Genomic DNA, 25926 nt, shown 5'->3' on the forward strand with positions numbered 1-25926 from the left:
AATTTCTTGAGCAAATAGTTGTAATTCATCAGATACAGAAATAGACATACAAAAACGCCATCCTTTCCTATGATTCTACAGAAAGAATAGCGTATTTTTTCATTTTAGGGGGGATTTTATTTTGTTAGCTTGATAGCGATGGGGTAGCACCATCAAAACACAAATTTCATACGCTATGAAAATGTAACGATTTTATGCTACCCGTAAAAAACTGATTAGTGAGAGCTCATAATCTGCGGGGGAGGGACACCCACGCAGATTTAAGTTTACTTTATAAAAAAGTAAGGATCGACCGGTACCGCTCGTTATTGGACTATTACTTTTCCATCCATTCCTTTCAAGTAGTGGAACCGACATATTAGTTCATATGTACCGGGAGTTTCAGGTTTTACGGTAATTGTTATTTCTTTTCCTGACGGGACTTCGGCGTCAATTCCGAGTTTTTTCACCGTAAAGGTATGTTCTCTATTTCCTTTGTTTTTCAATAGCAACGTCGTCGTTTTCCCAACCGGAACAGTGATGATACTCGGATTAAAGTAATCATCATTCAATTCAACCTCAATAGGCTGTCTCACAACGTCGGATTCGGCAAATACACGGAGCGAACCTAAAGTAGTCATAACTACAATCATCGCAAGTGAAATGATTAATCCAGTTAATAGCTTTTTCACAGACATTCGTAATCCCTCCTTTCCTAAGCACTAGTGTTTTCAAATTACTAAAATATTATCAATATAAATGGGGTTTAGGCGTGGCTTAAATAGTAATTCTTTCGGCAACTCCTACTAACCAAGTACTAACTGGAATAGGATTTGGGTAAATAAAAAAAGCCTCCACTACTGTGGAAGCTTCTCCAAATGATGTGCAATATCAATATACATATCGGAATAAACCGAATGGATTTCATTACTAGGCGCAGCGTTAGAAGAGAAGTGGACGATTACCATACTTGCTTTCGGATCAATATAAAGAGTTTGTCCGTAACTGCCTAACACTTCGAAAGCACCTTGTTCATTGTGCGGAATCCACCATTGATTATGATAAGAAATGGAAGCACCACGACCAATTGCGAGCTCACCTTCTTGTACATTTTTCACACTTTCTGTAATAGAAGAAGGGACGATTTGTTTTCCATTATATTGACCATTATTTAAAAGTAATTGCCCGAACCTCGCCATATCTCTAGCAGTTGCATTTAAACCAGCGCTTGCTTGTTCTACTTTTGTTTCATCTGTAACGTAATAAGCGTCTTCTTCCATACCAATTTGAGACCAAATTCGCTCGCTTACATTTTCAGCTAATGATTTTCCTGTGATTGTTCGGATAATCCAAGCGAGTGTTTCTGTTGATCCGTTATTGTAAGAAAAAGAGGAACCGGGTGGTGCAGTTTCTTCTGCTTCTAGTAACATATCATAAATTTTCATAGGCCCCTCGTAATTTTTACCTCGGGGTAAAATATTACTAGCTAAATATAGTTGTGCATCTTGATTTTCTAGTCCTAGCTGCATATATCCGTGAGTAGGGTATTCAGCGGAAACTTGCATGTCCATTAATTGTTGAAGTGTTGCTTTACCAAACGGTGTATTTTTTAATTCTTTTATGTAAGTGTCAGCTGTTTTTTCTACATCAATTCGATTTTCTTCAGCGAGAGATTGTATAATTGCACCAGTAAACACCTTTGCTAACGATGCCATTCCATGAGGTTCACTCTCGTTATATCCATTGAAATATCGTTCATAAACAAGTTGACCATTCTGTACAACGACAAAAGCATCTGTTTTGTTTTCGTCTAAAAGTTTTTTTAGAGGAGTCGTATTTCCAAATCTACGCTCCACAGCAAAATCGTCTAAGTTTTGTAACGCGGTAGGGAAGGGAGCAACTTGGTCAGGGATGTTTTTTACCTCATTTATTAAAGTGAATTCTTTCATATGTGTATACGACCAGCGTAAGTAAGGATCGTCTAACCAGTTTTCTTTTGTGACATTTGCTTTAGTGGGGGTCGTTTTATTATTTTTAAAAAAAGTAAACCCAAGCCCTGTAACTACGAATAGTAATACTAGTAACAGTAATAGCAGGGGAGATTTCTTTACATTCATGCATGTACCTCCTTTAGTTTCTATTATAAGTATACGCTCGTCTTAAAATAAATACAAAATAAGGAAAGTAAACGGGTAAGTTTACTTTCCTTATGAACGTTAAGCAGATATTTGTCCGTCTGTACTTTGTTTCTTGAATTTTTGTTTTCGTCCGTGTAATCCATAATATAGAAGTAAAGTGAACGCAACGATAATAGCTGCGATAAAATACATATTATGATAACTTGATTTGGCAGCGACTATACCTAAAATGAAAGAACCAAAGCCAATGCCGCTATCAAAGAACGAGAAGTAAGTAGCTGTCGCAGAACCACGTCGATGGTTTGGAGCGGCAGAAATCGCAATCGTTTGGAAACTTGGAATTAATGTTCCGTATCCTAAACCGATTAACATACCTGCGCCAAGGAACCAAAATGAAGTTTGCGCTTGGCTTAAAATGAACATCCCAATTGTGAAAATAATGATAGCCGGATAAATAAGTACATTTTCACCGAAACGATCAAATATTTTTCCTGTAAATGGACGAGAGATTACAACAACAAGTGCGTATAGAATAAAGAAGTAACTTGCAACTTCGCTTAAACCGAGTTCTTTCGCATAAATAGGAATAAAGGATAAAATGCCACTATAAGAAAAGGCTAAAACAAATCCTGTCAGAGCGATCGGAATAGAAGATGGTTCAATTAAGTCTTTCCATTTCATTTTTTCACGTGTTTGTTTACTTACTGGTTTTTCATGCGGAATATTGACTAGTAATCCTAATAAAAATGCGAGTAATGAAAATACTGAACACACGATAAATAGTACAGTAAATGAAAAATGAGAAATAATTGTTAAACCTAAAAAAGGACCAATTACCATCGGTAGACTCATAAATACGCCGTAATAAGCAAGTGCTTCACCGCGTCTATGAGCTGGTGCTACATCAGTTACAATTGTTCCAGTTGCTGTCGTTGCCATTCCGAATCCAATACCATGTAAGAAGCGAAGGGCAAGTAATAAAAATAAACTTTGCGTACCGAAATACATAACAGTAGCGGCTAAAAATAGTGAAAGTGAAATAAATAATATTTTCTTTCTTCCTAAATCATCGAGCCATTTTCCTGTGAATGGTCTACATAAAACAGATGAAATAAGAAAAACAGTTGCAACTAAACCAATTTCCTCAGGTTTTCCTTTTAGGCTGTCTATAACATAGACAGGCAGAGTAGTCATAAGCATGTAAAATGTTAAAAAGAGAAACAGACTACTAAAACAAGTTCCGAGGAAATCCTTCGTCCAAAGTTTTTCACTTTGCATCGTCATCCCTCCAAATTAATGATCTAAATTTTTGATAATTTGTTGTAACAATTGAAAAGCTTCATGTAAGTCTTCTTCTTTAATACCTTCTAGCGTCTTTTCTTCAAAGGAATCAACTTCTTCTTGCCATACTGGAATCATTTCTATTGCTGTTTCCGATAAGGAAATGAGCTTCTCACGGCGATCTTTTCCTTCCGTCCGAATAATCCAGCCCATCGTTTCCATACGTGTTAACGTGCGGGTCATCGTTGGGGATTCAACATTTAAATACTGACATAATTCTGTTTGGGTACAAGATCCAGTTTGATTAATGCGGAAAATAACAGCCCATTGCGCACTAAATAATCCTGTTGGAGATACACGTTCATTAAATTTCTTCGTAAACTTACGAGAAGTTTGACTGACAATGTGAAAAAAATGTTGTTTTTCGTCCATGTATTTTGATCCTTTCAAATTAGTTACCTAGCTAACTATATACCTTTTTATTTTACTTGTCTAGTAATAGACATGTTGTTTTATGTGGAAATTTCGTATAGATTTTGTATTGAGAACGTACATTCTACATGGTATTCTTTAATTAAGTAAAGAATTTTCTTTCTATTAAAAGAATGGGGGAACTTGTGATGATTAAGCCTGCAACAATGGAGTTTGTTTCACTATCGAACGGAGAAACGATTGCGTATCAGGAAGTTGGAAGGCAAAATGAAGAAATGCTCGTACTCATTCATGGGAATATGACATCGTCACAACACTTTGATTTAGTTCTTGAGAAACTACAAAATCAATATCATATTTACGCAATTGATTTAAGAGGATTTGGACAATCAACGTATAATAAGCCGATAGATTCTTTACAAGACTTTGCAGAAGATGTAAAACTTTTTATAGATAAATTAAATTTGAAGAAATTTTCATTAATGGGATGGTCAATGGGCGGTGGTGTTGCGATGCAATTTACAGCGAATCATCCAACATTTGTCGAAAAGTTGATTTTAGTAGAATCAGTGGGAATGAAGGGATATCCAATTTTTAAAAAAGATATTAACGGGCAACCAATCGTATCAAGTTTAGTAAAGACGAAAGAAGAAATCGCGCAAGATCCCGTACAAATTGCTCCAGTGCTAGATGCGATAAAAAATATGAATAAATTATATTACCGTACAGTATGGAATCTATTAATATATACACATAATCAACCTGAACCGGATCGTTATGAAAAGTATTTAGATGATATGTTAACGCAACGTAATTTCGTAGATGTGAATTATGCGCTCATTACATTTAATATTTCGGATGAACATAACGGGGCTGTAGAGGGAAATAAGCAAATTCATCATATTAAAGCTCCAACACTCGTCATACAAGGTGACAGAGATTACGTCGTACCGCAAGTAGTCGGTGAGGAATTAGCAAAACATTTGCCAAATGCAGAGTTGAAGATATTAGAAGATTGCGGACACTCACCGTTTATAGATTGTTTAGATGTGTTTATAAAACATGTTGAGGATTGGTTAGAAGATAAGTAGGTTGAGGAAGAAGTTAGATGAAATGTATCTAGCTTCTTTTTTGTGGGAAAACCAAAATTATTTCAGCCACTAGTTCTTTCTTATTCCACAGTAAACAATATATAATGAGTGTGGTGAATTACAAAAGGGAGAGATTAGGGATGTCAATGCGTTTTACTTTTTGGATTATGGTTGGGATTGTGGCAATCTCAGGTTTATCACAAGGGATGCTCTTACCTGCCATCGCAATGATTTTTGAACAAGAAGGGGTTAGTTCAAGTATTAACGGTATTCATGCAACGGCATTATACATCGGGATATTATTTATTTCACCGTTTCTTGAAAAACCGATGCAAAAGTTTGGAATGAAACCAATTATCGTAATTGGTGGGTTTCTCGTTATTATTTCATTATTCTTTTTTACACAAACATTTTCATTTTGGATATGGTTTATTCTTAGGTTCCTAGTTGGTGTTGGAGATCATATGCTCCATGTCGGAACGCAAACGTGGATTACGACAACGTCAGATCCTAGTAAAATAGGTAGACAAGTATCGATATACGGTGTATTCTTCGGAATTGGTTTCGCAGTTGGCCCGTATTTAGCAAGCACTGTTCAGTACGGTCTTGCAACACCATTTATCGTATCTACTATACTTTGCTTAATAGGATGGCTTTTACTACTACCAACGAAAAATGCATTTCCAGCACAAGATGAGGCAAAAACTGAAAGTAAATCATCCTTTTCTCGTTATAAACAAGTCGTTGGATTAGCTTGGATTGCGCTAATTGGTCCGCTCGCATATGGCGTACTTGAAGCGATGTTAAATAGTAACTTACCAGTATACGCACTTCGCAAAGGATGGTCTGTATCGGAAGTTTCCTTCTTATTACCAGCATTCGCAGTTGGGGGCATTATTACACAAATTCCACTCGGTATATTAAGTGATAAATACGGAAGAAATCGTATTTTAACGTGGACGTTCAGCGTAAGTACGGGCATTTTCCTACTCGCAGCAGTATTTGATCAATATTACTGGATTGTCTTTGCATGTATGCTTATAGCAGGTATGGTCATTGGCTCATGCTTCTCACTAGGGCTTGGATTTATGACAGATTTATTACCGAGACACTTACTACCAGCAGGTAATATATTATCCGGAATCGCCTTTAGTATAGGAAGTATTATGGGACCTGTATTAGGAGGCGTATTTATAGAAAAAATACAGTATACAAGCTTTTTTATTGCGGTTATGATTATAATGGGAATTCTCGCAATGGTATATATGGTCTACATGAAGAATCAATTCGCATCAAGAAAAATAGAAAGTAGGTTAGGGCATGACAAAACAACCTAATAAGAAAAAATTTGAAGTACTAGAAAACGAAACGATTACAGACTGCTTAGCGCGTATGGAACAAGAAGGATATGCACCGTCTCGTCGCATGGAAGAGCCAATCTTTCATGAAGTAAAGAAAGACGGAAAAACAGAAGTTGAACCGTGTGGTAGAAAAATTGTTTTTGAGGGTAAATTGAAGTAATACAAATAATAAATTCTCTTTATCGTATAGAGCCATCCAATTCAGTCTTTGTGAGTTGGATGGCTTGTTTTTTTATTGACCAATGAAGGAATAGGAAGATGAGGAATTGAATAGAATGAATGGATATTTTCTAGGAAGAACGAAAAGAAACTAGTTGGCCGGACATGGATTGGAGAGCGAATATAATAAATTAAAACTAAAAATTTGCAGGGGAAAATAGGTGAATTAGCCGAGTGCTCGTTAATCTGTATTCCATCAATTTTGTCGTCTAGAAGAAAAGTGTAATATCAAAAAGCATACTATAAATACGTATCATTTTTTGTGTTCGGTGCGGAATGGCAAGTAAATACAACCGCAACTTTAAATCTTTCTGGAAGAGCAGAATTATACTAGCTTTGTATTTTAGTTAGTTCGAAATTGATCGCTTAAGCGAGGTGGAGTTCAAAATATGGAAGTAAATCAAAATCAGCGAATCCTCTATGCGGTTTTTGAGGATGAAATTTAATTGCCGGTGCTGGATATCACTCATCCCCTTTTTAATGAAAGTATTGATGAACAGGTGTATCATTTGAATTGCCTCAAATCAGCCCGGAGCATTGAATCGTTAAAAAAGATGCCTAGCTTTATTCAAAATATCTTTGTGAAAATGTCGAATGTTGATGATTCCTATCTTAGCGGTATGCGTACTTTACTGTACAAACTAGGCCCTGGTTTAAGTAAGGGGATAAAATTAGGCTTTCGGGACAAGTGGGCGGTGAAGCAAACTTCTTTTATGGGACTTCGGATTAGGCTGAGGGATCTTTGCAGACACCAGTCGGAAATTTTGTTGCCTCAGCTTAAGCAATTCCCTGAACGGGGTCTTTGTTTTTTTAATATAGCTGGTGGTGCTGCTACGGACAGTATCAATACTTTGATTTTAATACAGGAATCAGACCCGGAATTACTTAAGGGACGAAAGATTGAGATTAATATTTTAGATATTGATACTTACGGCCCTAATTTCGCAAAAAGGTGTATGGGTGTCTTGAAGCAGCAGGGGGAACGATTCCATGGTCTTGATATAACTCTTAATACAATTCATTATAACTGGAGCCAACCGGATTCATTATTAAAAATGAGCTTGGAACATTCAGGTTGGATTCAGCTCTGTTCATCGGAAGGGGGCTTTTCGAGTATGGTTCGGATTCAGATATCATTGAGAATTTAAACCGTTTCTTTGAAAATTCCCCAGCGGATGCCCGTGTCACGGGTTCATTAATTTTCGACCGAGCGCATGTAAATCCGGGATACCTTGGATTTACGGAGTTTATTGGTGTGCAAATTAGGTATCTTGGATTGGAAGGGTTACAGAAGATTTTAAATCAAACTTCGTGGGTATTAGAAGAATCGCATGAAATTGAAAAAATCTATATTCTATTTTCGCTGAAGAAAGCGTGAAATTATATTGAAATGATTGGATGAGGGGTTGGTACCAATGTCGGTACTACCTCTATTTTTTTTGCGGAAATTCATAGAAAACAAACGGGGAATTATGTATTTATTGTTTTTGATAAAAATTATGTACAATTCAGAGTACGATACATATAAAATGCCATTTCCTTTTGCATTTCTCCTAATTGGCTTCTTTATATAGGGCGTAGAAAAGATTGCTACTTTTTTTGTATATTGGTAAAATAAGTTCTTGGGTCTTACTTGTTTTTATCGGTATAATATTTGTCGCTTAACGTAAAGAAATTAGTTACAAAGCTTCCATAATATTTAAAGGGGGTTACAGCAACGATCCCCTCTTTTTGGAGCCACTCACGAACGTAAAGCAAGAGAAGAGGCTATATGAACTATTCTCCTATCTTGTTTAGATTAAATCAGTTACTGCAATTGGAACAGGTATATGAAACTCAATATCTGGAGGATTGATTAGAATCTAGTCGACATCCTGATGGATCATGTTTTTCTAGCAATCTATCAATTCTGATGGAATTGATAGATTGCTAGAGAATGGAAAATGATTATCCGTATATTCCGAAGCAAATGTAACAAAGTGTCCTTCCATAATTAAGGGTAAAACCAAAATACGTTGTTTTAAAGAATGATTTGTTAGAACTGGTTATAAGTAATAAAACAGAAAAGAGGATCACATGTTAGATACTTTACAGAGAAGTAAAAAGTTTTTTTTATTATGTCTTATTTTTTTAGTGCTTTTAACCGCTTGTGGTAATACGGATGTTAAGACATCTAAAGCTTCATTACCACCGGCTCAATCAAATATAGATAAATCATTAAAAGCACCAAATTGGGTAGATAAAAGTCCTATCCAACAGTCTCCTAATTTTACGGAAGATAAAAAAGTAAAATCGGTTGTGAATTTAATAGCAACGGGTGATAATTTATACCATGACGCAGTAATTAAAGATGGCAAACAAAAAGACGGTTCATATGATTATAACTATATTTATGAAAATATCAAAAAAGCTGTTAAATCAAGTGATCTTGCTATAGTGAACCAGGAGACCCCGATTGCAGGAAATAATTTAAAAGTACAGGGATATCCTACTTTCAATACACCTGAAGAAGTAGGTCAATCTTTAGTGGACACTGGATTCAATATAGTGACTCAAGCGACAAATCACGCTATGGATATGGGTATTAAAGGTGTTGCGAATACAAGAGAATACTGGAAGAAATATCCGGATGTTATCCCGGTAGGCATTAATGAGAGTCAAAACGAGCGCAATGAAATAAAAACGATTACAAAAAATGGGATTCGTTTTGCATTACTTAATTATACATATGGTACGAATGGAATTAAAATTCCAGATGATAAGTCTTGGGCATTAAATTTAATTGATAAAAAAGCGATACAAAATGATGTGGAAAAGGCAAAGAGTAGTTCTGATATGGTGATTGTTATGGTGCATTGGGGAGTTGAATATACCTCTACACCTTCAAAACAACAAAAAGAAGTTGCTCAATATTTAACAGATTTAGGTGTAGATGTAGTAATTGGAAATCATCCACATGTAATTCAGCCAATTGAGTGGAAACAAAATAAAGATGGACATCAAACGCTAATCTATTATTCTCTTGGAAATCTTATTTCTGCTCAAGAAAAATTAGAAACATTGGTTGGAGGATTATCTTATATACAATTTGTTAAGTATGAAGATAAAACTTTTGGTATACGACAAGCGGCACTCGTACCGACAGTAACCGACTATGCTGATGGTAAGAAACAATTTAAAATTCAATTTTTAAAAGATTATTCGGATGAAAATTCTAAAAATCATGGGATTAAAAAATTTGTAGGTCCCGTTTCTTTGAAGGATTTCAAGGATATTCCTAGAGATGTGTTGGGAAATTGGTATAAAGACTAATAAACAAAAAGGGAATGAGATACAATTAAAAAATTTATAATTTTAGCATTGGTATTGACATTGGGATGGAGCCTTGCTGCTTGTAGTGGAAAGCAAACATCTCAGGAAACTACTAATAATAACGATAAAAATAAAAATGAGATAAATGCGAATAAAAAAGATGTTTTACCTATCTCTGATCTTAATGATTGGAGAATTATCCTTGTAAATAGAGAGCATATGTTACCAAAGGAACTAGGAATTGAATTAACAAGTATTACCCAAAATGCTAAGCCAAATATGAAAATCGATAGCAGAATTGCAACTTCCTATCAGGATATGGTAACAGCTGCAAAAAAAGAGGGAATCAATCTTTATTTAAGATCAGGTTATCGAGCTATAAAATTACAACAAACTTATTATGATGCTTCAGTTAAAAGCTATAAATCTCAAGGTTTGTCGGATAAAGAGGCTAGTGCTAAGGCATTGGAATATCTTCAGTATCCTGGTGCAAGTGAACATCATACTGGATTAGCATTAGACATTATTTCAGTTGAATGGCAGAATACTGTAGAAGATTTAAATGCAAAATTTGAAACGACTGATGCATTCAAATGGTTAGATAAGAATGCTGCAGAGTATGGGTTTATTCTCCGCTATCCAAAAGATAAAGAGAATATTACTGGCATTAAGTATGAGCCATGGCATTATCGTTATGTAGGAAAAGAAGTTGCTGTTTATCTAAAAGAAAAGGGATTAACTTTAGAAGAGTATTGCGAAAAAATTAAGTCCGACAAATAAAAATACACGTTGATTCTATTAAAAAGCCAGCGGAAAAGGTGGATCTAGAGGGTGTGTGAACCTTCCTTCTAGTATTGCAAATACTGTGTATAATAATTTAAGCACGTATGAACCGGCTATAGTGTTCTAGTAAATAGCAACTTCGTGTGAAGCGATGTATGTATGAAGAACTTAAATGTATAAAAGAAGCAGTGAAAAGGGATCTGATATTCATATCAGATCCTTTTTCATTCGTAACATAGAATACTTGCTTATTGTATCTGCTTAACTAAGCTTTAGAGACTGCTTGCTTTCGAGATGCTACAATAGTAACCTCGCTATTTTTTTGTTTTGGATTGTCGCTTTTCTTAGCTTACTAGATATGTGAAGGTAGCCAGAACACTGCGCTTGGCAGTGTTTTTTTATTATTTCTGCACATAAATATATAGTCATATTGATCCCAGTTTCATTTTATTGAAGAAAAGTGAGACAGCTTTTTATCCCGCTATTTGAGGGCAGTAAAACTCCCACCTCAAAATTCAGCAGGAGCAAAGGGGTTAGGTGGGAGATTAAACTGCCCATAAACGCCCGATTGGTGAAGGCTAATAATCAGTGGGGGATGAACAAAACCCCCACTGATTAAAGTTTCACTTTATAAAATATGGAAATGTTAAAACCCCTTTGATAAAATAGCAATATGTAAAAATAATTATTTGTTAATTCTTAATGTAATGAATATTCATGTTTAAATATACGAATTTAACTACATAGTTATTGTAATAAAGGGGGAGAAAGATGTTAGATGAATTGTATAATGCTTTTTTAAATGCATCGGGTTTTACAGAAAGCGCGAGGAAACGAGATCAGTATGATAAATTACATGATTATTTAAAAGATAAAGAAAGAGAGTTAAAACAATTCATTCAAGATGCTGAATCAGCGAAGAGAGATTATGAGAGTAAAAGTAATGGCTTAGAAGCTAATAAAATTCCGGCAGTTGAATTTGAACAAAAACGTCATGAAAAGGATGAAGAATTAAATACATTATTATCCTATTTTAAAAGTGCATTAAGTGATGTTGGCTCTGTGATAGGTACAGCTTATGCAAAGTATTTGGAATATAAAGCGAAAGCAGAAGCGGAGAAGGCGTCAGCATACGCTGCAGCGACCAAGGCTTTTGAAGAAAAGAAAAAAGAAATTGAAAATCTTATCCATTAAACATATAAGGAATGGGGGAACCCACATGAGTGGTAAAGAGGTTGAAATTATAGGAAGTAACACTGCAAGTGCCATTTCTTACGCGCAAAATATTGAAAATGGTATGAAGGATTCTTTAAACCAAGCGAAAAACTTAAAAGCATATGTTACATGTGCGAACTGGAATGGAAAAACGAGAGATGCCTTTTTAAGTTATCTAGATTTAATCATTCAATATAATTCAGAAATGGTAGAGGCATTTGAAGGACATACGAAAGCTTTGAAAGAGTTAGATAAAAGTATTCAAACGTACGGAGATAGACCGGAAGTAAGGACGATAAAACAGTTGTGATGGAGAAATGAGGGATAAAAGAATGGGAAAAGAAATGAATTTTGCACCTGCTGAATTATATGTTCTCGCAGGTGCAGCTGGGGTTACGGATATATTTGGAGTGCCAAACCGTGACGTAATTATTTTACTTGATGAAGAATGTGTCACGAAAGCAACTACGAGTTTAAAAGAAAAAGGCTTACTTACAAGCGAAAATGGAATTACCCCTGCAGCTTTTCAAATGATTGAGCTATTAAAGGAATATGAAAATTGTCATGAATACACGAGAATTAATAATGTATTAATTGGTTTTTTGAAACATGATAAAGATCGAGTGGCTGTATTAACAGAAGTAGAGCCAAATAAAAAATACGAGATCGACTACATACCAAAGCCAGACGTATATTTTTCATTATTAATATGCATCCCTTTCTTGTTGAGAGAACCGAGGGAAATAGAAGATACATTTTTCTCAAAGAGAATGACAGAAACAGAACAACAAACATTTGAGGAAAAAGATTTATCAAATAAAGACGTTATAGCGATGGAAACGTATACGAGGCCTCGGAGTAATAGAGGAGGAAAATGGGAATGTTTCTTATATTTCACTGAAGGAGAAGATTTCGTTCAAATAGATGTAGAACGTAATCGATATGACTGGGTGAGCCTCTATGCGGTGAATAAGAAATTGTATGACGTGTTAAAAATGCCGTATAAAAAATTAATTGACCCGAGACAATTCTCGTTAGGAGGTATTGAATAATGCAAGTATCAATGGGAGATGGCGGTTCTAGTGGTGGAGAAGAAGTATTAGTTAATTTTCAAGAACTACTTGATATAGTAATGAAGTTAGAAAACATATATACAATCCATGTAGACGTCATTGGAACGAATATTGAGAGTTTACTAAGCAGTGATTTTTATCAAAAAGGTGAAGCGATGAGAGTAATTGAAAAATATCCTGATATATTACATAAAACACTTGAATTGGCTGAACACTATTCTAGATCGGCGAAAGTTGTAGGAAATGTATGTGTAGAAATGCTTGAAAAGGACGAACAATTACGTGAAAGATTAAGTAAGTTGTAGAAATCACCATACGGCTGGGGGATGAAAACGAAATGGATGTGAAATATAGACCTGAACCATGGCAAGACATGGGAGATGGTATGAATCGAATTACAAAAGATGCTCTCATGAAATTACGGGACGCAAATGAATTATTAAAAAGAATTGATGGAAGAATACGAGATTTAGACTCAGATGGTAGTATACATTTTAACCCAAAAGATCAATCGCAAAAAATCGGAGAATTACTTGAGAGCTATTCGACATTACAAAAATATTGCGGAGAAGCAGGGCGAGTAGTCTCTGAACATATAGATAAACCTTTTTTAGTAGAAATGGATAAATTCGCTCAAAAAATGAGGGATACATCTATTCTCAGTTTCACAACAAATAACCGAATTGGCTCTACAACAACGACAGTATTACCAGACTCGCACGCGGGGTACGGAAGTGTACCACAAACAATACAAACAAAAAAAGATAAAATAACAGTAGAAGATATTTTTAAAGATTCACCTGCATTTGATAACGTACTTAGAGCAGAATACAAAGAACTAAAAAAACAAAATCCAGATGCAAAGCTAAATTATGAAGAATACAAGAAAGTAGTCCCATCCACACGAGGATTTGAATACAAATCGATAGAAGATGAACAGAAAAAACTAGAAACAATACGTGACCTAGCAATAGGCGGGGGAATTATCCTCGCAACAATCCTTTGCCCACCACTCGGGGCCGCTGCGGCAGTAGTATACGGCGCTGTACAAATCAAAAGTGGTATCGACGGAGAAGACTGGGGAACACATAGGAAATTGAGCCAAGAAGAGCGGGTAGGAAACATCATTTTTGGCGGATTAGATGCAATCCCAGTTGTTGGAGCAGTAGGAAAAGGAGTAAAAGCATTCAAAGGCACGAGTGAATTAGCTGATTTAGCGAAATTATTAAAATTCAAAGAAGGAATGCCTGGTTTTAATCCGAATTTGGGTAAAAATGTGGTACAATCATTGCGTGATAATAAAGCTATTATGCTTGACCGTTTGAAACTAACGAGCCTTAAAATGGAGAAATCCGGAAATGAAAAGATGTATCAACTTGGCGAAAAAATAGCCAAAAGCATAGATGATAGGACAGCCAAATCGGCAAGTTTTGAAGTTGACGGAAATGGCTTACTAATATCTAAACAAGGTGGTACAGATTTCCAAATCTGGGTGAATAAGCATCATACAGAAAGTAATAAGATTATAGATGATAAGATTAAGGGTGTAGGGGCTTCTCTTGCTAGTAAAAGAGTAGATAATACTGGTAATAAGGTCGCTGGACTTGATTCAAGTGGGAAATTTTTTGATGATGTATTAGAATCTAAGTATCAAGATTATGTAAAAAGAAATACTAAATCTGATAAAAATGTTCGTGACCGATTAGATTGGAAAGAAGCTTCTGATAAGTGGGCGAAACTACGGAATCAAGGAAGAGATTTTGAAATAGAAGCAATAAATGAATTTAAGAAAGTGGCTACTGATGTTCAAGAACAGATAACAATTGTAACTAAGGACGGAACAAAAATTAGAGTAGATGCAATTGGATATGATAAAAAAACAGGAGCATTGTTGATAGAAGAATATAAATCTTCTGCTACAGCTCCACTAACTTCAAATCAAAGAGATGGATTTGTGGAATTACTTGAAAGTGGAGGAGTTATTGTAGGAGAAGGGAAGGGAATATTTATTAATGGAGTCGAGATTCCGCCTGGGACTGCTGTTAAAATCGTTAGACCCAACATAAGGGAGTGATATAATATGAAACTTAAAAGAAAAGATTTAGATAAGAGGATTAGTGCCTCGATAAAAAAAGAATTGAAAAAATATAAACTAAAATCAAGAGGTGGAATTTATTATAAGAAAATAGGACAATATTTTATATATATGCATATTGGTGCGACTGGTGTGGAAAATGATATTGTTAGAATTAGAGGGTATGTGAAGCCATATATAACAGATGATATTTTTTGGGAAGTTTTTAATATGAAATCTAATAGTAATGAACCTATTGGATTACGAGCAAACGGTGCATACAAAGTTGACGGATTTGAGGCTTTTTACAATGATGTAAAATATGGTGATGTAGAAAGTCTAGGAGATGTTGCTAATGAATTAATAGGTAAATGCTATGAATATTTGGAGCAGACTGTAGAGTGTTTTGAAGGCTTTGATGATTTCCTTTCTTTCTCGAAATCTTCGGATAAAAATCAACTTTATGATTATAACCTTGTTGATATGTTATTATTAATAAATACAGGAAAGTATAAAGAAGCTAAAAATATTGCAAAAAATCTAATAGAAAAACACGAATATGGAAGATTTATTAATGAAGAAAAAAATATATATGAGTACATTGTAGATTATTGCAATAGACATATATAGGATAGGAGAAAATATGGCAGTTATAGATGTGGATCAGATAGATGCAATTGGAGTAGAAGGTAAAAATCTAAAGTTGTTAATAATAGACTATCTAGACTGGGAATATGAAGACATGCATCTAGACGTACTACAAGAAAAAATTAATAATTACTTAGTGTATATTGAAGATAAGCAGTATTTTAAAGATTATGGAGACAACTTTGAGAAAAAAATAATTGATATAAATTTTCAACATAGTGTTTCGGAAAATGGAATGAAATTTCTGAACGTAGTTTCCAGTCAATTAAATGATACTGACATATTCATCAATATTCACTTACCAGGAGAATAATTTTTTATGACTTGTGTATGTTCTAATTTATTTTGTTAGATTTTTGAAACAAGGAAAAGTTTTGTAGAATTGTACATTTAATAAACTATTTTACCTAGCTTTGAGTAAGCGAAGGGAAAGTAACAGACGGGCTTGATGTATAATTACAAAAGTTAATGAAAAATGATGTTGAAGAAGTATTTGACTTTAATTGAGAGAATACTTGTAAGTAAGTAAGGAAGAGTAAGCGGTAATTGGTAACCCAGTTACCGCTTTTTGTTTTAACTAAGGGTACGGGTGAAGCTGCTAAATATGATGTAGGTCTCTATAATGAAATAAAAGGTGTACCAGGTTTAGATGCGCATCATATTGGACAAAAAGCTATCATGAAAAAATTTATTGCGGATTATGATCCAAAAGTTGCACCAGCAATATTGGTACCAAAAGTTGGACATACAATCAGAGGACCAAAAGGAATAGTATCAAGAAATTCAAAAGGGATTGAGAATGGAAGACAATTATTAGCAAGGGATATTATGGAATTAAGAAGGGTTTATCCAGATATTCCAAACTCTCAAATTAAAAAGCTTATTGAATTGAATAAAAAATTATACCCTGAATTAAGGAGGAAATAGAAGACATGAATAAACAAGATATTATTAAGCATTTACATCAATCAGTAATACGGGAGAATTTAACAGCTTATCGTGAACTATTTTTGAATACGAATATTAATGAAGTGACTGATCCATATTGGAAGGAAGCATTGAAATTTTATACAGAACTTTCTAATGAAAATAAAGACGTATTATTTAAAATAATTGAGCAAATAGAAGTTGACACTTTATCAACAGTTTTAGGTGTAATAGATGAAGGAGTAATGATTGAAGATAAAGAGGTAGAGTTTGAATTAACTATTAATGATAATAGTGAGCCTGTTAATGGTGACTTACAAGATTTATTCCTAGAGTATGATGAAGAAAATAGATAAGGTTCGTGGTGCTTAACTTAAATTTATATAAGTGCATAAACAGGTGAATGCAAAGCAAAATATATTTGCAGTGGAAAAGAAAACCAATAAGTGGTTTAAAAGTAGAGACTCATGATGGTTGTACCATTATGGAGTATTATGTACCATGATAGAACAGAAAACGAGGTGTGAGCTTAGGCGAGATGACATTTTACTATGCGACGAATATAAAGACATGGAATGGACATGAAACTAACGGACTCGTACAAACTCGTAAGTTTTAATATAGTATTTGTCATGACATACAAAAGGTGTCCTACTGTTATTATAAAACTGACAAATTTAATGTTACTTAAAAACAGATGAACTTAAAGCCACTTGATTGTCAACTAAAAGCAACAAGTGCTTTTTTACGTTTTAGCGTAGAAATTTAATAGAAAACTATAATTTTATTATGCAAACTATTTCCGTTTTTTTTCACATAGTATATACAACTAACGAGGAGATAAATGTTCACTATTACCTTTATTCCTGTTATAAAAAATTCTACAATAGAAGACAGAACGTATATTTGGTATAATCAAAACATACTATATGAAATGATGTACATGAGTTTGAAATTCATGTAATAAGGTAAGTACTACATAACAATAACTAATATTTAAAGTTCTCGTACCTATAGGATTCAGTTCATGTTATACAAATCAGTTGTTAGAAAGGAAAAGATGTAATGAATCAAATTTCATTTGAAGATTTATTTGAAGAAGAAAAAGAAAAAGTGGAGGTAGCTGAGATCCCAGCACCTTTATCGCCCTTGCAAAAAGATATTTTGGGATTATTTAATTCTGAAGAAATAAGTGCACTTGAGCTATGCGAACAATTAATACGATCTGGTAAAATATCAGATGAAAGATTTACAACGAATAAGCCTAAAGCCTTTGGACAAGTATGCTTAATATTAGAAGGGTTTGTTACAGAAGGAAAGCTTACTTTTATCAAAAATGATGAGAAAAGAGATAGGGTTTATAAATTGAATGAAGAAATTTTTAACATATAAGTTGTCCAGAATTAAATGAATGTTTTCTACGGAGCTAGTTCAGTAACCAAAGTAAAAAGGGGTATCAATCAAGAAAGATTGATACCCCTTTTTGTTTTTTTACATCTTACATATTTACGTTTGAAACCGAGTCTTTCTCTATCAAGTTCTAAATGCATATTTTCGTAAGCATTTAGAAAATTGCTTTTTTCTTGTTACGTTTTACTTCAACTATACCAACTTCTTTTGCAGTCTCGACTGCCTTTTCATGTAGTGACGCATATGAAATCCGCACAGTGTTTAGAAGATTATTCATAGCGGATTTTGTTCGTTCTGGAGAATCCTGAATCGTATTTTTCACAATTTTATAGTTTTGTAAAAAAAGTATATTAAAAAATGCACTAATAAATTATTCTCCTTTTATTTAGGCTGTTTTCGTATAGATTGTTGCTCTCTATCAACGAGTAAAAAAAGGGATATTCCACATACAACACGTTAATAACTTTCATCGCCGCTTGAAAAGATGGATGGAACGATTTCAAAGCGTTTGTACGTATTATTTGGATAGTCACCTCTACTGGTATCGTTGGCTTGAGTTACATAAAAACTTAGCATTTGAAAATTGGATAGAGCAAATACTTATTTCAGCTTGCCAAAAATCTAAATATTTCACAGTTGAAGCATTAAGAAAAGATAAAAAGCATCATTAATCAGATGCTTTTTAGGTAGATTCAGTGGTTTATTGTTATTTAACTAATGGAGTAGTTTAGTTGAATAAGAAAAAAAGAGTAATGCGTATTTGACTTAAAATGCGATACAAAAATGAACTGTACAAGGATGACAATTCATTTAATAGGTAGGTATTATTTCACATTATTTAGAGGGGAAATTACCTTGTTATAAAAAAATCTTTCCCATTTAGCTAACAAACCGTTCCCATTTTCACCACGTTGAATTTCAATTTCGTGTTTTTTATGAAATTCTGCTATTCGTTTATTATGCTCTTTGTGCAATTGATGGAGAGCTACTTGTTTCATTATTATCCCTCCTTTCGATTAACCATAATTATATATCCTGGGTTGATTATAGCAAAGTATTCTACACGTTTTGTAGATTAAATCTGCCTTTTAGTTTTAGCAGTAACAATCTTTGAGAAAACAGCCTTTATTTATGATGATCGCCGTAAGGTCATTGCCCAAAATAAAAGAGCACAAGCACTAACGGATGCACCTAATATACAAACTCCGTTCCATCCGTAGCTTGCATAAATGTTTGTTGAAAGAATTGCACCTGTTGCACTGCCGATAGAATAAAAAATCATGTAACTGGCAGTGAGGCGACTTCTCGCTTCTGGACGCACTGTGAAAAGCATACTTTGATTGGTGACATGTACAGCTTGCACAGCTAAATCTAAAAGGATAACACCGATAACTAGTAGGAATAGAGAATGGTTCATTAATTTAATTAGGAGCCATGAAAGTAATAATAAGGATAAGGCTATGCCAGTAGTTCTCTCTCCGAATCCGCGATCAGCAAGTTGTCCTGCTTTAGTGGCAGCTAATGCACCAGCAACTCCAGCAAGACCAAATGCTCCGATAGCTGTATGTGATAGATTATATGGTGCAGCACTTAGAGGTAAAACTAATGAAGTCCATAAAATACTGAATGAAGTGAAAATGAGCAATGCTAATATTCCGCGAATGCGTAAGAGGCGCTCTTCTACAAATAATAAGAGAACGGAATGTAATAATTTAGGATAGGTTATAGCTGTTTTTTTATGTTTAAGATTAGGTAAATTACGATATAACAAACCAATTACGAAGAGCATAAGTACAGCAGAGGTAAGATAAACGGAACGCCATCCCGCTAAATCTGTTAATGTTCCAGCAAATGTACGTGCAAGTAGAATTCCTATTACGACACCACTCGTGACGAAACCTACTATTCGCCCACGGTCTTTTGGGTTAGCTAAAATGGATGCGTATGCGACGAGTGTTTGCGTAACAGTCGCAAGAATTCCGACTAAGGCCATACCTATAAAAAGTACGGTACTGGAAGGAGCGACTCCGACCACAATTAAAGCGAAAACGGATAAAAGCATTTGAACAATAATAAGTCTTTTTTGGTTTAACAAATCACCAAGTGGAACTAATAAAAGTAATCCGAGTGCATAACAAACTTGAGTAATCGTAATAACGACACCAATAGTTGAATGGTTGATCTTAAACGCATTTGATAAAGAATCAAGTAGAGGATGGGCGAAGTATATATTCGCCACAGCCATCCCGCAAGCTATTGAAAATAATAGAGTTATATAGCGGGGCATGATTGTATTGATAGGTGATTGGAACTGATCATTATTCTGTGTAAGAGCAGCTGTCATTTTTTCTTTAGTATCCATAATATCATCTCCTTTTGTTTTTAAAATAATGTACCGAACGGTATATTATTTAGTAAGTCAAATATAATCAAGGATAAGTTGCTATGTCAAGTGAATTGTAAATTAAATTCAGTTTCTTTTGACATATCATTTATAATTTAATACGATATATAATATACTGATTAGTACATAAAAAAGTGATTTATAATTTAGAAAACAGGTGAAAAAAGAGGAGGGATTAAATGGCTCGACTACGTGAATTTGATAAAGAAAAAGCTTTGGATGCTGCTATGCAACTTTTTTGGGAGAAAGGATACGCTGCTACTTCATTAAGTGATCTAACTGCTAAAATGGAAATACAAAGACCGAGTTTATATGCGGCATTTGGTGATAAAGAAGGGCTATTTGAAGCTGCATTACGGAGATACACTAATTTACACGCAGCTAGCATTCGAACGAAACTTCAAAAAGAACAATCTGTAAAAGAGGCCATTCGTATATTTTTTGAAAATATGGTGGAAGAGGAATATAAAAAAGAATCAAATAAAGGCTGTTTTTGTATTAATACAATGGTGGAAATTGCTCCCCATAATGAAAAATTTGAAGTGCTGACTAGAGAACATCAGATGTATCTTTCTGTTATATTTCAAGAGTTAATCGCCAAAGGTATTCAGTCTGGAGAACTGAAAAGTGATGTAAATGCTAAAGCATTGGCACAAACGCTAGTCACTTCATTAATTGGATTAACGGTGTTAATGAAATCTCGCCCAAAACGTTCAGTTATAGATAATTCGGTATGTATCATATTATCGTTACTAAAATAAATGTAACAGAATTGTATATCAATCAACTATGTCGATTATAGACGCTTTTATTTATAAACTTTTAACTTTAAGCACTGAATTGTCTACGAAGGCAACAAGTGCTTTTTATTTTCGTGTAAATATGAGCAGGTGAATAATAATGGTTGTCTGCAATATATGAAGATTGTTGGAGACATTTGTAATTAGACATCAGATAAGAGGGGAATGAAAACACTATATAAGCCCCTTCGAAGCCCCTTATAAGCACCTACCAAGTAATAAATCACTAAGAAAAAACAAAACAAAAACAACTACAAGAACAAAACAAGCGCGAAAAAATAAAACCGGCGTAGTAGTAGTAAAAAAATTTGGAACTCGAATGCCCAAACCGTTACCTCATTCCTATATTTATATTGAAGGATTAGAATTTTCCTTTTTACTAGTAAGGAGCGGGAGGAAAACTGATGGCGGTGTACCGTAATGTGCAGGTGAACTTTTGGCAAGATGAATTCATATTAGATTTAACGCCAGAAGAGCGTTATTTTTATATATATTTGTTAACTGGTACGAAAACGAAGCAATGTGGTATTTACATATTGCCAAAACGTTTGGCAGAGCTTGAAACTGGTTACAGTATGGAGACTGTTGAGAAGTTATTGAACCGGTTTGTGGAATACGGGAAGATTTTATATGATGCGGAAACGAAAGAGTTATTCATTATAAATTGGCTACACTATAATCCTATTTTTAATACGAACATAGAGAAATGTGTATTACGTGAGCTGAAAATGGTGAAAAGTAAAGAGTTCCTACATAAGTTTTTGCGTAAATGTCTTGAAGAAGAATGCAAGATTCCGTTATTACTTCAGTATTTTGGTATGCCAGAGGAAGAGGTTAGTAGTAATTCACAACAAGCAATTATTCAAGAGAAGGAAGAGAAGGAAGAGGTAGAAAGAGTAGAGGATGCCACTTCGCATAGTGAAGTTTATAAATTTTACGAACAAAACATTAGTAGTCTATCTCCATATATCGCGAAGGAATTAAAGGAATGGATGCAAAGAGTTTCAGGAGATAAAGTACTAGAGGCACTTAAAATTGCGTTTGAACATAATAAGGGGACACTTGCTTATGTGAAGGGGATTTTGAGGAATTGGTGTAGCGAATATAGTGGAGAAAAGTGTGTAATGGGAAGTTTAGAGAGAAGGAGAAGTGTTTTGAGTAGTGTTTTTTAATTTACATAAATTTAATACAGAATATACGTTCGTATACGGTGGGTTGTATGCTATACTACAATTAAATAAGGGTATTTTTATAATAGATAAAAAGATGCGGGGGAACAAAGTTTGACTACTAATACATCTCAGTTGTTTCAATATATTCATATGACAGAAGAACAGGAACAATTATCATCACGTTATTTAGAAACGAGAGAAGAAGAGATTTTAAATAATATTCAACTAACGACAATTAGAGATCAAAAAAGAGGCGATTTTGCCGAGCAATTTATAAATGATTTTAGAAAAGTACATAAACAAGATCCGGCTTTCTTTCGGTTATTTTACCATATACTCGAGGGACAATTATTAAATGTTCTTGTAGTACGTTTTGCACATGTAAGTTTTCCTGAAATGAAGGTTTATTTAGAAAAAAGTGCACTTCCTTTAGACAAACTTGTAGCAATTGCATGTAAATATTTATCCAGTATTTCAAGTTATGTGAATGAAGCAGATGTTTTTCTTAGAGAATTAACAAAAGAGAACCCGAACTATATAGATGAACAATTACACGCTTTACCAACTCAGCAACAATTAACATTACTTCTTGTAATGTTCGATGTAGATTATGAAAAGTTTCGTACATATAGTTCTTTATTGAATGAGAGATTAGAAGAGCATGCAGAATTTATATTGAATTTGAATGGAGAAAAGGAAAAGGTTGAAGCAGTTAAACGGTATATTAAAGGTGAAGATGGTAGTGAAGTATTTGTAGGTGGGGCTTTACCAGAATATATTTGGCGACTATTATTTTGTGTTCATAAGTATTCAAATGTTGCGAGACGATATATTGAGATATTAGTGAAGAAAAATGTTTGGAGTTTTATTAATTATGCTACACGTTATATGTGTCATACTCTCGGCCAGTCTCAAAACTACAAAAAAACAGGTAGTGTAAATAAAAACACATATGAATGTATTCAAAGTTTTTGTAAACAGTTTTGGATTTCTGAGGAAAGATTTTTTGCGCACCGTCTGAGGCAACATAATTTAAATAATGAAGAATTTTGTAAGACGTATGAATATGAATTGCTATGCTTCATGGCGGAAGAAAATCCTGAATTTGTCCAACGTACTTTGCATTATTTAAGTAAAATTAATTATCTCATCATCGCACGAATGTTAGCTGAAAAAGGACATGAGCTAAATAGAGGGAAAATGCGAGAAGAATTTTTTGTGGCTGCTTTGCAAATTAAATTGTCTACAGTGCGGGATACATATCGTGATTATTTAATAGGGAAAGTGTCACTTGAGGATATGAAGCAAATACTTAAAAATCCGAAATATAGAAGTATGTATTGGGGTATGCCGGTGTTAGAGGTTGTACTTCTTTGGGATGTAGATGATGTAGTGAAGAGGGAAGCTGTACTTACACTACAATTCGGAGATGATTATAGTGTGAATTTATATGAACTTCTTTACGAATGTTCTATCAGAGGGATAGAACCGAAACAAGTATTAGAAGATCTTCTTTCGTATGGGTTAAGTAAGGAAAAGCTTATCGCTTATGCAGTTGAACAAGCTGCATGCTACAGTGAAGAGAGAAATAAGGCGAAGGAAGCGCTCGTTCATGTCATTGTAAAAGAGCAAGCATACATAATTGAACGATTTGATGAGTATTCTGCTGTGGCAAAAGCATATATTTTAGAAAAGTTAGCAAGGGATAACATGGTTAAAATGCGTCCAATTTTAATCAAAAGCTTAGGCGCTTCATCTAAAAAAATGCGTGAGTCTGTAGTTAAACTTCTTTCAAAAGATGTAGAAGCGGCAGAAGATGTAGCAGTTGAACTTAATAATAAAAAGAAAATTGTCCGTGAACATGTGATGGAAATACTTATAGATTATAAGATTGAAAAATATATGCAACTTGTACAGGAAGCTTTACAAGAAAAGAAGAACGCCTCTTTTATTGAGAAGTTTGCTCCGTTATTTGAAGTGGGGAGAAACTCAGAAAATATAGAAGAACTTTGTAGTCGTATAGTAACGGAACAAAAAAGAAATGCACTTCTGCAATCGATTGGGGACGAACCACAAATCCGTCTTCGTCATTCAAATGAAATAGCAGACGCAACAGTTCCGTTAGCTTATATACAGCAGTATATTTCAGATTCTGTTATTGAGAAGAAAGAGGCAGCTGAAGTAATTGGTAGTACTTTAAATGAACAAGACTTGAAAGAGTATGTACAAGTAATATATCAAATATGGATTTCTCAAGATGCAGATGTGAAGAAACGGGGAATCCTTTCATTATATGGAATGTTTAGTGATGACAAAATGGTAGGCATACTTAAAAAGCAAATTGATGAATGGGTGCTTCATATGAGAGGAAAGATTGCAGCGGATGCTGTTCGCGCTCTGGGGTTGTCCTCATCTAAGCTTGCACTTATGTCTATTCATGCGATGGCATTTAAATATAAGCATAAGTTAGTGCGTAATGCGGCAAAAGAAGCACTAAGTCTTGCTGCGAAAACACGTGGTATAACGGAAGAAGAACTAGAAGATCAATTGGTACCAAACCTTGGTTTCAATATACGTGGTGAAAAGAAGATTGATTTTGGAAATAGATGTTTTACTGCTATTTTAACTTCAGAGTCAAAAATTGAATTAGCGACAGAAGAAGGAAAACGTATGAAGTCACTTCCAAAGCCAAATGCAAAAGATGATGTAGAAAAAGCTGAAGAAGCTAAGAAAGAGTTAGCCGCTTTAAAGAAAGAGCTTCGAAGTGCTCTTTCCATGCAGAAACAACGTTTGGAAACTGCTCTATCACTAAAGCGCTATTGGTCATACGATACGTGGAAGCCGGTATTTATGGAAAATCCAATTATGAAGCAATTTGCCATTTCACTTATTTGGGGTGAATATACGGAAGGAAAGTTGCTAAAAACGTTCCGATGTGCGGAGGATGATACGTTTTATTCAATGATAGGAGAGAACCATGAGCTTTCATCTGGAACTGTTATCGGTTTAATTCATCCGTTAGAATTATCCGGGGCGGAAAAGGAGTTGTGGAAAGAGCAACTGACCAATTCGGGAATTGTCCAGCCATTCCTACAAATTGAACGTCCAGTGTTTGTAGTAGAGGAAAATGATGAGGTTGCTGCTGAGAGATTTGGCGGTATTTTACTAAATGGTCGCTCATTATTCGGTAAGATGACGAAACTTGGATGGACTCGCGGATCTGTTCAAGATGGCGGTGTTTATTATACGTTTTATAAAGAAGATACTCGCACTGGATTAGGGGCAGAGCTTTCATTTAGCGGAGCGCCGATTGGATATGAAGGTGAAGAAGATGTATGTGTATTTGAGATTCAATTTTATAAAGCCGGTACAGTGAACCGTGGTTCATATGAATATGACGAAATTGATGATGAGAGACGCATTGTACCAAAACAAGTAGATAAGCGCTTCTTTAGTGAAGTATTATATGATGTGCAATTAGCGACCGAGTCAAATCTTGGTCATAATGAAAGCTGGCGTAGCGGACGATAAGAAAAACCCCCTTCATTGATAGGAAAATGAAGGGGGTTTTTCAATTTTTCTAAAAGGTTCTTTCACAATAGAAGCG

Annotated in this window: 26 protein-coding genes and 2 pseudogenes; 21 read left to right on the plus strand and 7 right to left on the minus strand. The window is 34.5% G+C overall.

What is annotated here, in order from left to right; all coding sequences use genetic code 11:
• Nucleotides 1–305: 305 nt before the first annotated feature.
• The 4 genes from MR155_RS21120 to MR155_RS21135 form a co-directional block, all read right to left on the minus strand.
• Nucleotides 306–677: a cupredoxin domain-containing protein gene (locus tag MR155_RS21120; RefSeq protein WP_002084529.1), complete on the minus strand. Its 372-nt coding sequence runs from the start codon at nt 675–677 to the stop codon at nt 306–308.
• Between the two features lie 159 nt (nt 678–836).
• Nucleotides 837–2096, minus strand: a complete 1260-nt coding sequence (locus tag MR155_RS21125) for a serine hydrolase domain-containing protein (protein WP_242311006.1) — start codon at nt 2094–2096, stop codon at nt 837–839.
• A gap of 99 nt (nt 2097–2195) precedes the next feature.
• Nucleotides 2196–3395, minus strand: a complete 1200-nt coding sequence (locus MR155_RS21130) for an MFS transporter (RefSeq protein WP_113935902.1) — start codon at nt 3393–3395, stop codon at nt 2196–2198.
• A gap of 15 nt (nt 3396–3410) precedes the next feature.
• On the minus strand, nt 3411–3830 hold the full coding sequence (locus MR155_RS21135) for a MarR family winged helix-turn-helix transcriptional regulator (RefSeq protein WP_002013810.1): 420 nt from the start codon (nt 3828–3830) through the stop codon (nt 3411–3413).
• Nucleotides 3831–4003: 173 nt separating this feature from the next.
• Here MR155_RS21135 and phaZ point away from each other — a divergent pair, with 173 nt between their 5' ends.
• The 17 genes from phaZ to MR155_RS21215 all read left to right on the plus strand — a co-directional run bounded on the left by phaZ (nt 4004) and on the right by MR155_RS21215 (nt 17925).
• Nucleotides 4004–4921, plus strand: a complete 918-nt coding sequence (gene phaZ, locus MR155_RS21140) for an intracellular short-chain-length polyhydroxyalkanoate depolymerase (RefSeq protein ID WP_242311007.1) — start codon at nt 4004–4006, stop codon at nt 4919–4921.
• 140 nt (nt 4922–5061) lie between these two features.
• Nucleotides 5062–6258, plus strand: coding sequence for an MFS transporter (locus MR155_RS21145; RefSeq protein WP_242311008.1), 1197 nt, complete (start codon nt 5062–5064; stop codon nt 6256–6258).
• Nucleotides 6242–6442 carry an NETI motif-containing protein gene (locus tag MR155_RS21150; RefSeq protein ID WP_000166302.1) on the plus strand — a complete coding sequence of 67 codons (201 nt, stop codon included), beginning with the start codon at nt 6242–6244 and terminating at the stop codon, nt 6440–6442. The genes MR155_RS21145 and MR155_RS21150 overlap by 17 nt, the downstream gene beginning before the upstream one ends.
• A gap of 505 nt (nt 6443–6947) precedes the next feature.
• Nucleotides 6948–7649: a hypothetical protein gene (locus tag MR155_RS21155; RefSeq protein ID WP_242311009.1), complete on the plus strand. Its 702-nt coding sequence runs from the start codon at nt 6948–6950 to the stop codon at nt 7647–7649.
• Between the two features lie 107 nt (nt 7650–7756).
• A complete protein-coding gene (locus tag MR155_RS31835; RefSeq protein ID WP_277958735.1) occupies nt 7757–7879 on the plus strand; it encodes a hypothetical protein in 123 nt (40 codons plus the stop codon).
• A 698-nt stretch (nt 7880–8577) separates the two neighbouring features.
• Entirely contained in the window at nt 8578–9813 is a 1236-nt protein-coding gene (locus MR155_RS21160) for a CapA family protein (protein ID WP_242311010.1), read from the plus strand.
• Nucleotides 9814–9861: 48 nt separating this feature from the next.
• Nucleotides 9862–10593 carry a M15 family metallopeptidase gene (locus MR155_RS21165; protein ID WP_033656609.1) on the plus strand — a complete coding sequence of 244 codons (732 nt, stop codon included), beginning with the start codon at nt 9862–9864 and terminating at the stop codon, nt 10591–10593.
• Between the two features lie 774 nt (nt 10594–11367).
• Nucleotides 11368–11790 carry a hypothetical protein gene (locus MR155_RS21170; protein WP_219303124.1) on the plus strand — a complete coding sequence of 141 codons (423 nt, stop codon included), beginning with the start codon at nt 11368–11370 and terminating at the stop codon, nt 11788–11790.
• Between the two features lie 25 nt (nt 11791–11815).
• On the plus strand, nt 11816–12121 hold the full coding sequence (locus MR155_RS21175; RefSeq protein ID WP_070170403.1) for a WXG100 family type VII secretion target: 306 nt from the start codon (nt 11816–11818) through the stop codon (nt 12119–12121).
• A gap of 22 nt (nt 12122–12143) precedes the next feature.
• Nucleotides 12144–12863 (plus strand): DUF5081 family protein, encoded by a 720-nt coding sequence (locus tag MR155_RS21180; protein WP_219303119.1) that lies wholly within the window; start codon nt 12144–12146, stop codon nt 12861–12863.
• Complete coding sequence (locus MR155_RS21185; protein WP_070144015.1) at nt 12863–13189, plus strand: MFS transporter; 327 nt, start codon at nt 12863–12865, stop codon at nt 13187–13189. Before MR155_RS21180 ends, MR155_RS21185 begins: the two co-directional genes overlap by 1 nt.
• A gap of 32 nt (nt 13190–13221) precedes the next feature.
• A complete protein-coding gene (locus tag MR155_RS21190) occupies nt 13222–14958 on the plus strand; it encodes a hypothetical protein (protein ID WP_242311011.1) in 1737 nt (578 codons plus the stop codon).
• A 6-nt stretch (nt 14959–14964) separates the two neighbouring features.
• Complete coding sequence (locus MR155_RS21195) at nt 14965–15588, plus strand: hypothetical protein (protein ID WP_219303115.1); 624 nt, start codon at nt 14965–14967, stop codon at nt 15586–15588.
• 13 nt (nt 15589–15601) lie between these two features.
• Nucleotides 15602–15919, plus strand: coding sequence for a DUF6572 domain-containing protein (locus MR155_RS21200; RefSeq protein ID WP_000268336.1), 318 nt, complete (start codon nt 15602–15604; stop codon nt 15917–15919).
• A gap of 233 nt (nt 15920–16152) precedes the next feature.
• Nucleotides 16153–16533, plus strand: a complete 381-nt coding sequence (locus MR155_RS21205; RefSeq protein WP_219303113.1) for a hypothetical protein — start codon at nt 16153–16155, stop codon at nt 16531–16533.
• Nucleotides 16534–16538: 5 nt separating this feature from the next.
• Complete coding sequence (locus MR155_RS21210) at nt 16539–16889, plus strand: hypothetical protein (RefSeq protein ID WP_001041138.1); 351 nt, start codon at nt 16539–16541, stop codon at nt 16887–16889.
• A 709-nt stretch (nt 16890–17598) separates the two neighbouring features.
• The gene (locus MR155_RS21215) at nt 17599–17925 is read left to right on the plus strand and encodes a DUF3895 domain-containing protein (RefSeq protein ID WP_002013774.1); all 327 of its coding nucleotides are present in this window, start codon (nt 17599–17601) and stop codon (nt 17923–17925) included.
• 68 nt (nt 17926–17993) lie between these two features.
• On the opposite strand, the pseudogene MR155_RS21220 reads toward MR155_RS21215, so the two are convergent.
• Nucleotides 17994–18271: pseudogene (locus MR155_RS21220) on the minus strand (hypothetical protein); the annotation flags it as partial.
• 91 nt (nt 18272–18362) lie between these two features.
• Here MR155_RS21220 and MR155_RS21225 point away from each other — a divergent pair.
• Nucleotides 18363–18614 (plus strand): annotated as a pseudogene (locus MR155_RS21225) (IS1595 family transposase); the annotation flags it as partial.
• Between the two features lie 153 nt (nt 18615–18767).
• Here the strand turns inward: MR155_RS21225 and MR155_RS21230 are convergent.
• Together MR155_RS21230 and MR155_RS21235 are read right to left on the minus strand one after the other, a co-directional pair.
• Nucleotides 18768–18941 (minus strand): hypothetical protein, encoded by a 174-nt coding sequence (locus MR155_RS21230; protein WP_219303109.1) that lies wholly within the window; start codon nt 18939–18941, stop codon nt 18768–18770.
• Nucleotides 18942–19072: 131 nt separating this feature from the next.
• Entirely contained in the window at nt 19073–20305 is a 1233-nt protein-coding gene (locus MR155_RS21235; RefSeq protein WP_242311012.1) for an MFS transporter, read from the minus strand.
• Nucleotides 20306–20526: 221 nt separating this feature from the next.
• Between MR155_RS21235 and MR155_RS21240 the strand changes: the two genes are divergently transcribed.
• The 3 genes from MR155_RS21240 to MR155_RS21250 all read left to right on the plus strand — a co-directional run bounded on the left by MR155_RS21240 (nt 20527) and on the right by MR155_RS21250 (nt 25850).
• A complete protein-coding gene (locus tag MR155_RS21240) occupies nt 20527–21108 on the plus strand; it encodes a TetR/AcrR family transcriptional regulator (protein WP_242311013.1) in 582 nt (193 codons plus the stop codon).
• Between the two features lie 443 nt (nt 21109–21551).
• Nucleotides 21552–22319 carry a DnaD domain-containing protein gene (locus tag MR155_RS21245; protein ID WP_242311014.1) on the plus strand — a complete coding sequence of 256 codons (768 nt, stop codon included), beginning with the start codon at nt 21552–21554 and terminating at the stop codon, nt 22317–22319.
• Between the two features lie 111 nt (nt 22320–22430).
• Entirely contained in the window at nt 22431–25850 is a 3420-nt protein-coding gene (locus tag MR155_RS21250; RefSeq protein ID WP_242311015.1) for a DUF4132 domain-containing protein, read from the plus strand.
• Nucleotides 25851–25926 lie beyond the last annotated feature (76 nt).

The organism is Bacillus cereus group sp. BfR-BA-01331 (genome assembly GCF_022663915.1).
Lineage (GTDB): Bacteria > Bacillota > Bacilli > Bacillales > Bacillaceae_G > Bacillus_A > Bacillus_A mycoides.

Bases quoted from the DNA above. Each gene is read 5' to 3' on its own strand.
- MR155_RS21145 (WP_242311008.1), top strand. From the start codon at position 5,062: ATGTCAATGCGTTTTACTTTTTGGATTATGGTTGGGATTGTGGCAATC.
- MR155_RS21170 (WP_219303124.1), top strand. From the start codon at position 11,368: ATGTTAGATGAATTGTATAATGCTTTTTTAAATGCATCGGGTTTTACA.
- MR155_RS21135 (WP_002013810.1), bottom strand. From the start codon at position 3,830: ATGGACGAAAAACAACATTTTTTTCACATTGTCAGTCAAACTTCTCGT.
- MR155_RS21215 (WP_002013774.1), top strand. From the start codon at position 17,599: ATGAATCAAATTTCATTTGAAGATTTATTTGAAGAAGAAAAAGAAAAA.
- MR155_RS21125 (WP_242311006.1), bottom strand. From the start codon at position 2,096: ATGAATGTAAAGAAATCTCCCCTGCTATTACTGTTACTAGTATTACTA.
- MR155_RS21120 (WP_002084529.1), bottom strand. From the start codon at position 677: ATGTCTGTGAAAAAGCTATTAACTGGATTAATCATTTCACTTGCGATG.
- MR155_RS21195 (WP_219303115.1), top strand. From the start codon at position 14,965: ATGAAACTTAAAAGAAAAGATTTAGATAAGAGGATTAGTGCCTCGATA.
- MR155_RS21210 (WP_001041138.1), top strand. From the start codon at position 16,539: ATGAATAAACAAGATATTATTAAGCATTTACATCAATCAGTAATACGG.
- MR155_RS21160 (WP_242311010.1), top strand. From the start codon at position 8,578: ATGTTAGATACTTTACAGAGAAGTAAAAAGTTTTTTTTATTATGTCTT.
- phaZ (WP_242311007.1), top strand. From the start codon at position 4,004: ATGGGGGAACTTGTGATGATTAAGCCTGCAACAATGGAGTTTGTTTCA.
- MR155_RS21200 (WP_000268336.1), top strand. From the start codon at position 15,602: ATGGCAGTTATAGATGTGGATCAGATAGATGCAATTGGAGTAGAAGGT.
- MR155_RS21175 (WP_070170403.1), top strand. From the start codon at position 11,816: ATGAGTGGTAAAGAGGTTGAAATTATAGGAAGTAACACTGCAAGTGCC.
- MR155_RS21150 (WP_000166302.1), top strand. From the start codon at position 6,242: ATGACAAAACAACCTAATAAGAAAAAATTTGAAGTACTAGAAAACGAA.
- MR155_RS21180 (WP_219303119.1), top strand. From the start codon at position 12,144: ATGGGAAAAGAAATGAATTTTGCACCTGCTGAATTATATGTTCTCGCA.
- MR155_RS21245 (WP_242311014.1), top strand. From the start codon at position 21,552: ATGGCGGTGTACCGTAATGTGCAGGTGAACTTTTGGCAAGATGAATTC.
- MR155_RS21130 (WP_113935902.1), bottom strand. From the start codon at position 3,395: ATGCAAAGTGAAAAACTTTGGACGAAGGATTTCCTCGGAACTTGTTTT.
- MR155_RS21235 (WP_242311012.1), bottom strand. From the start codon at position 20,305: ATGGATACTAAAGAAAAAATGACAGCTGCTCTTACACAGAATAATGAT.
- MR155_RS21230 (WP_219303109.1), bottom strand. From the start codon at position 18,941: ATGAAACAAGTAGCTCTCCATCAATTGCACAAAGAGCATAATAAACGA.
- MR155_RS21240 (WP_242311013.1), top strand. From the start codon at position 20,527: ATGGCTCGACTACGTGAATTTGATAAAGAAAAAGCTTTGGATGCTGCT.
- MR155_RS21190 (WP_242311011.1), top strand. From the start codon at position 13,222: ATGGATGTGAAATATAGACCTGAACCATGGCAAGACATGGGAGATGGT.
- MR155_RS21185 (WP_070144015.1), top strand. From the start codon at position 12,863: ATGCAAGTATCAATGGGAGATGGCGGTTCTAGTGGTGGAGAAGAAGTA.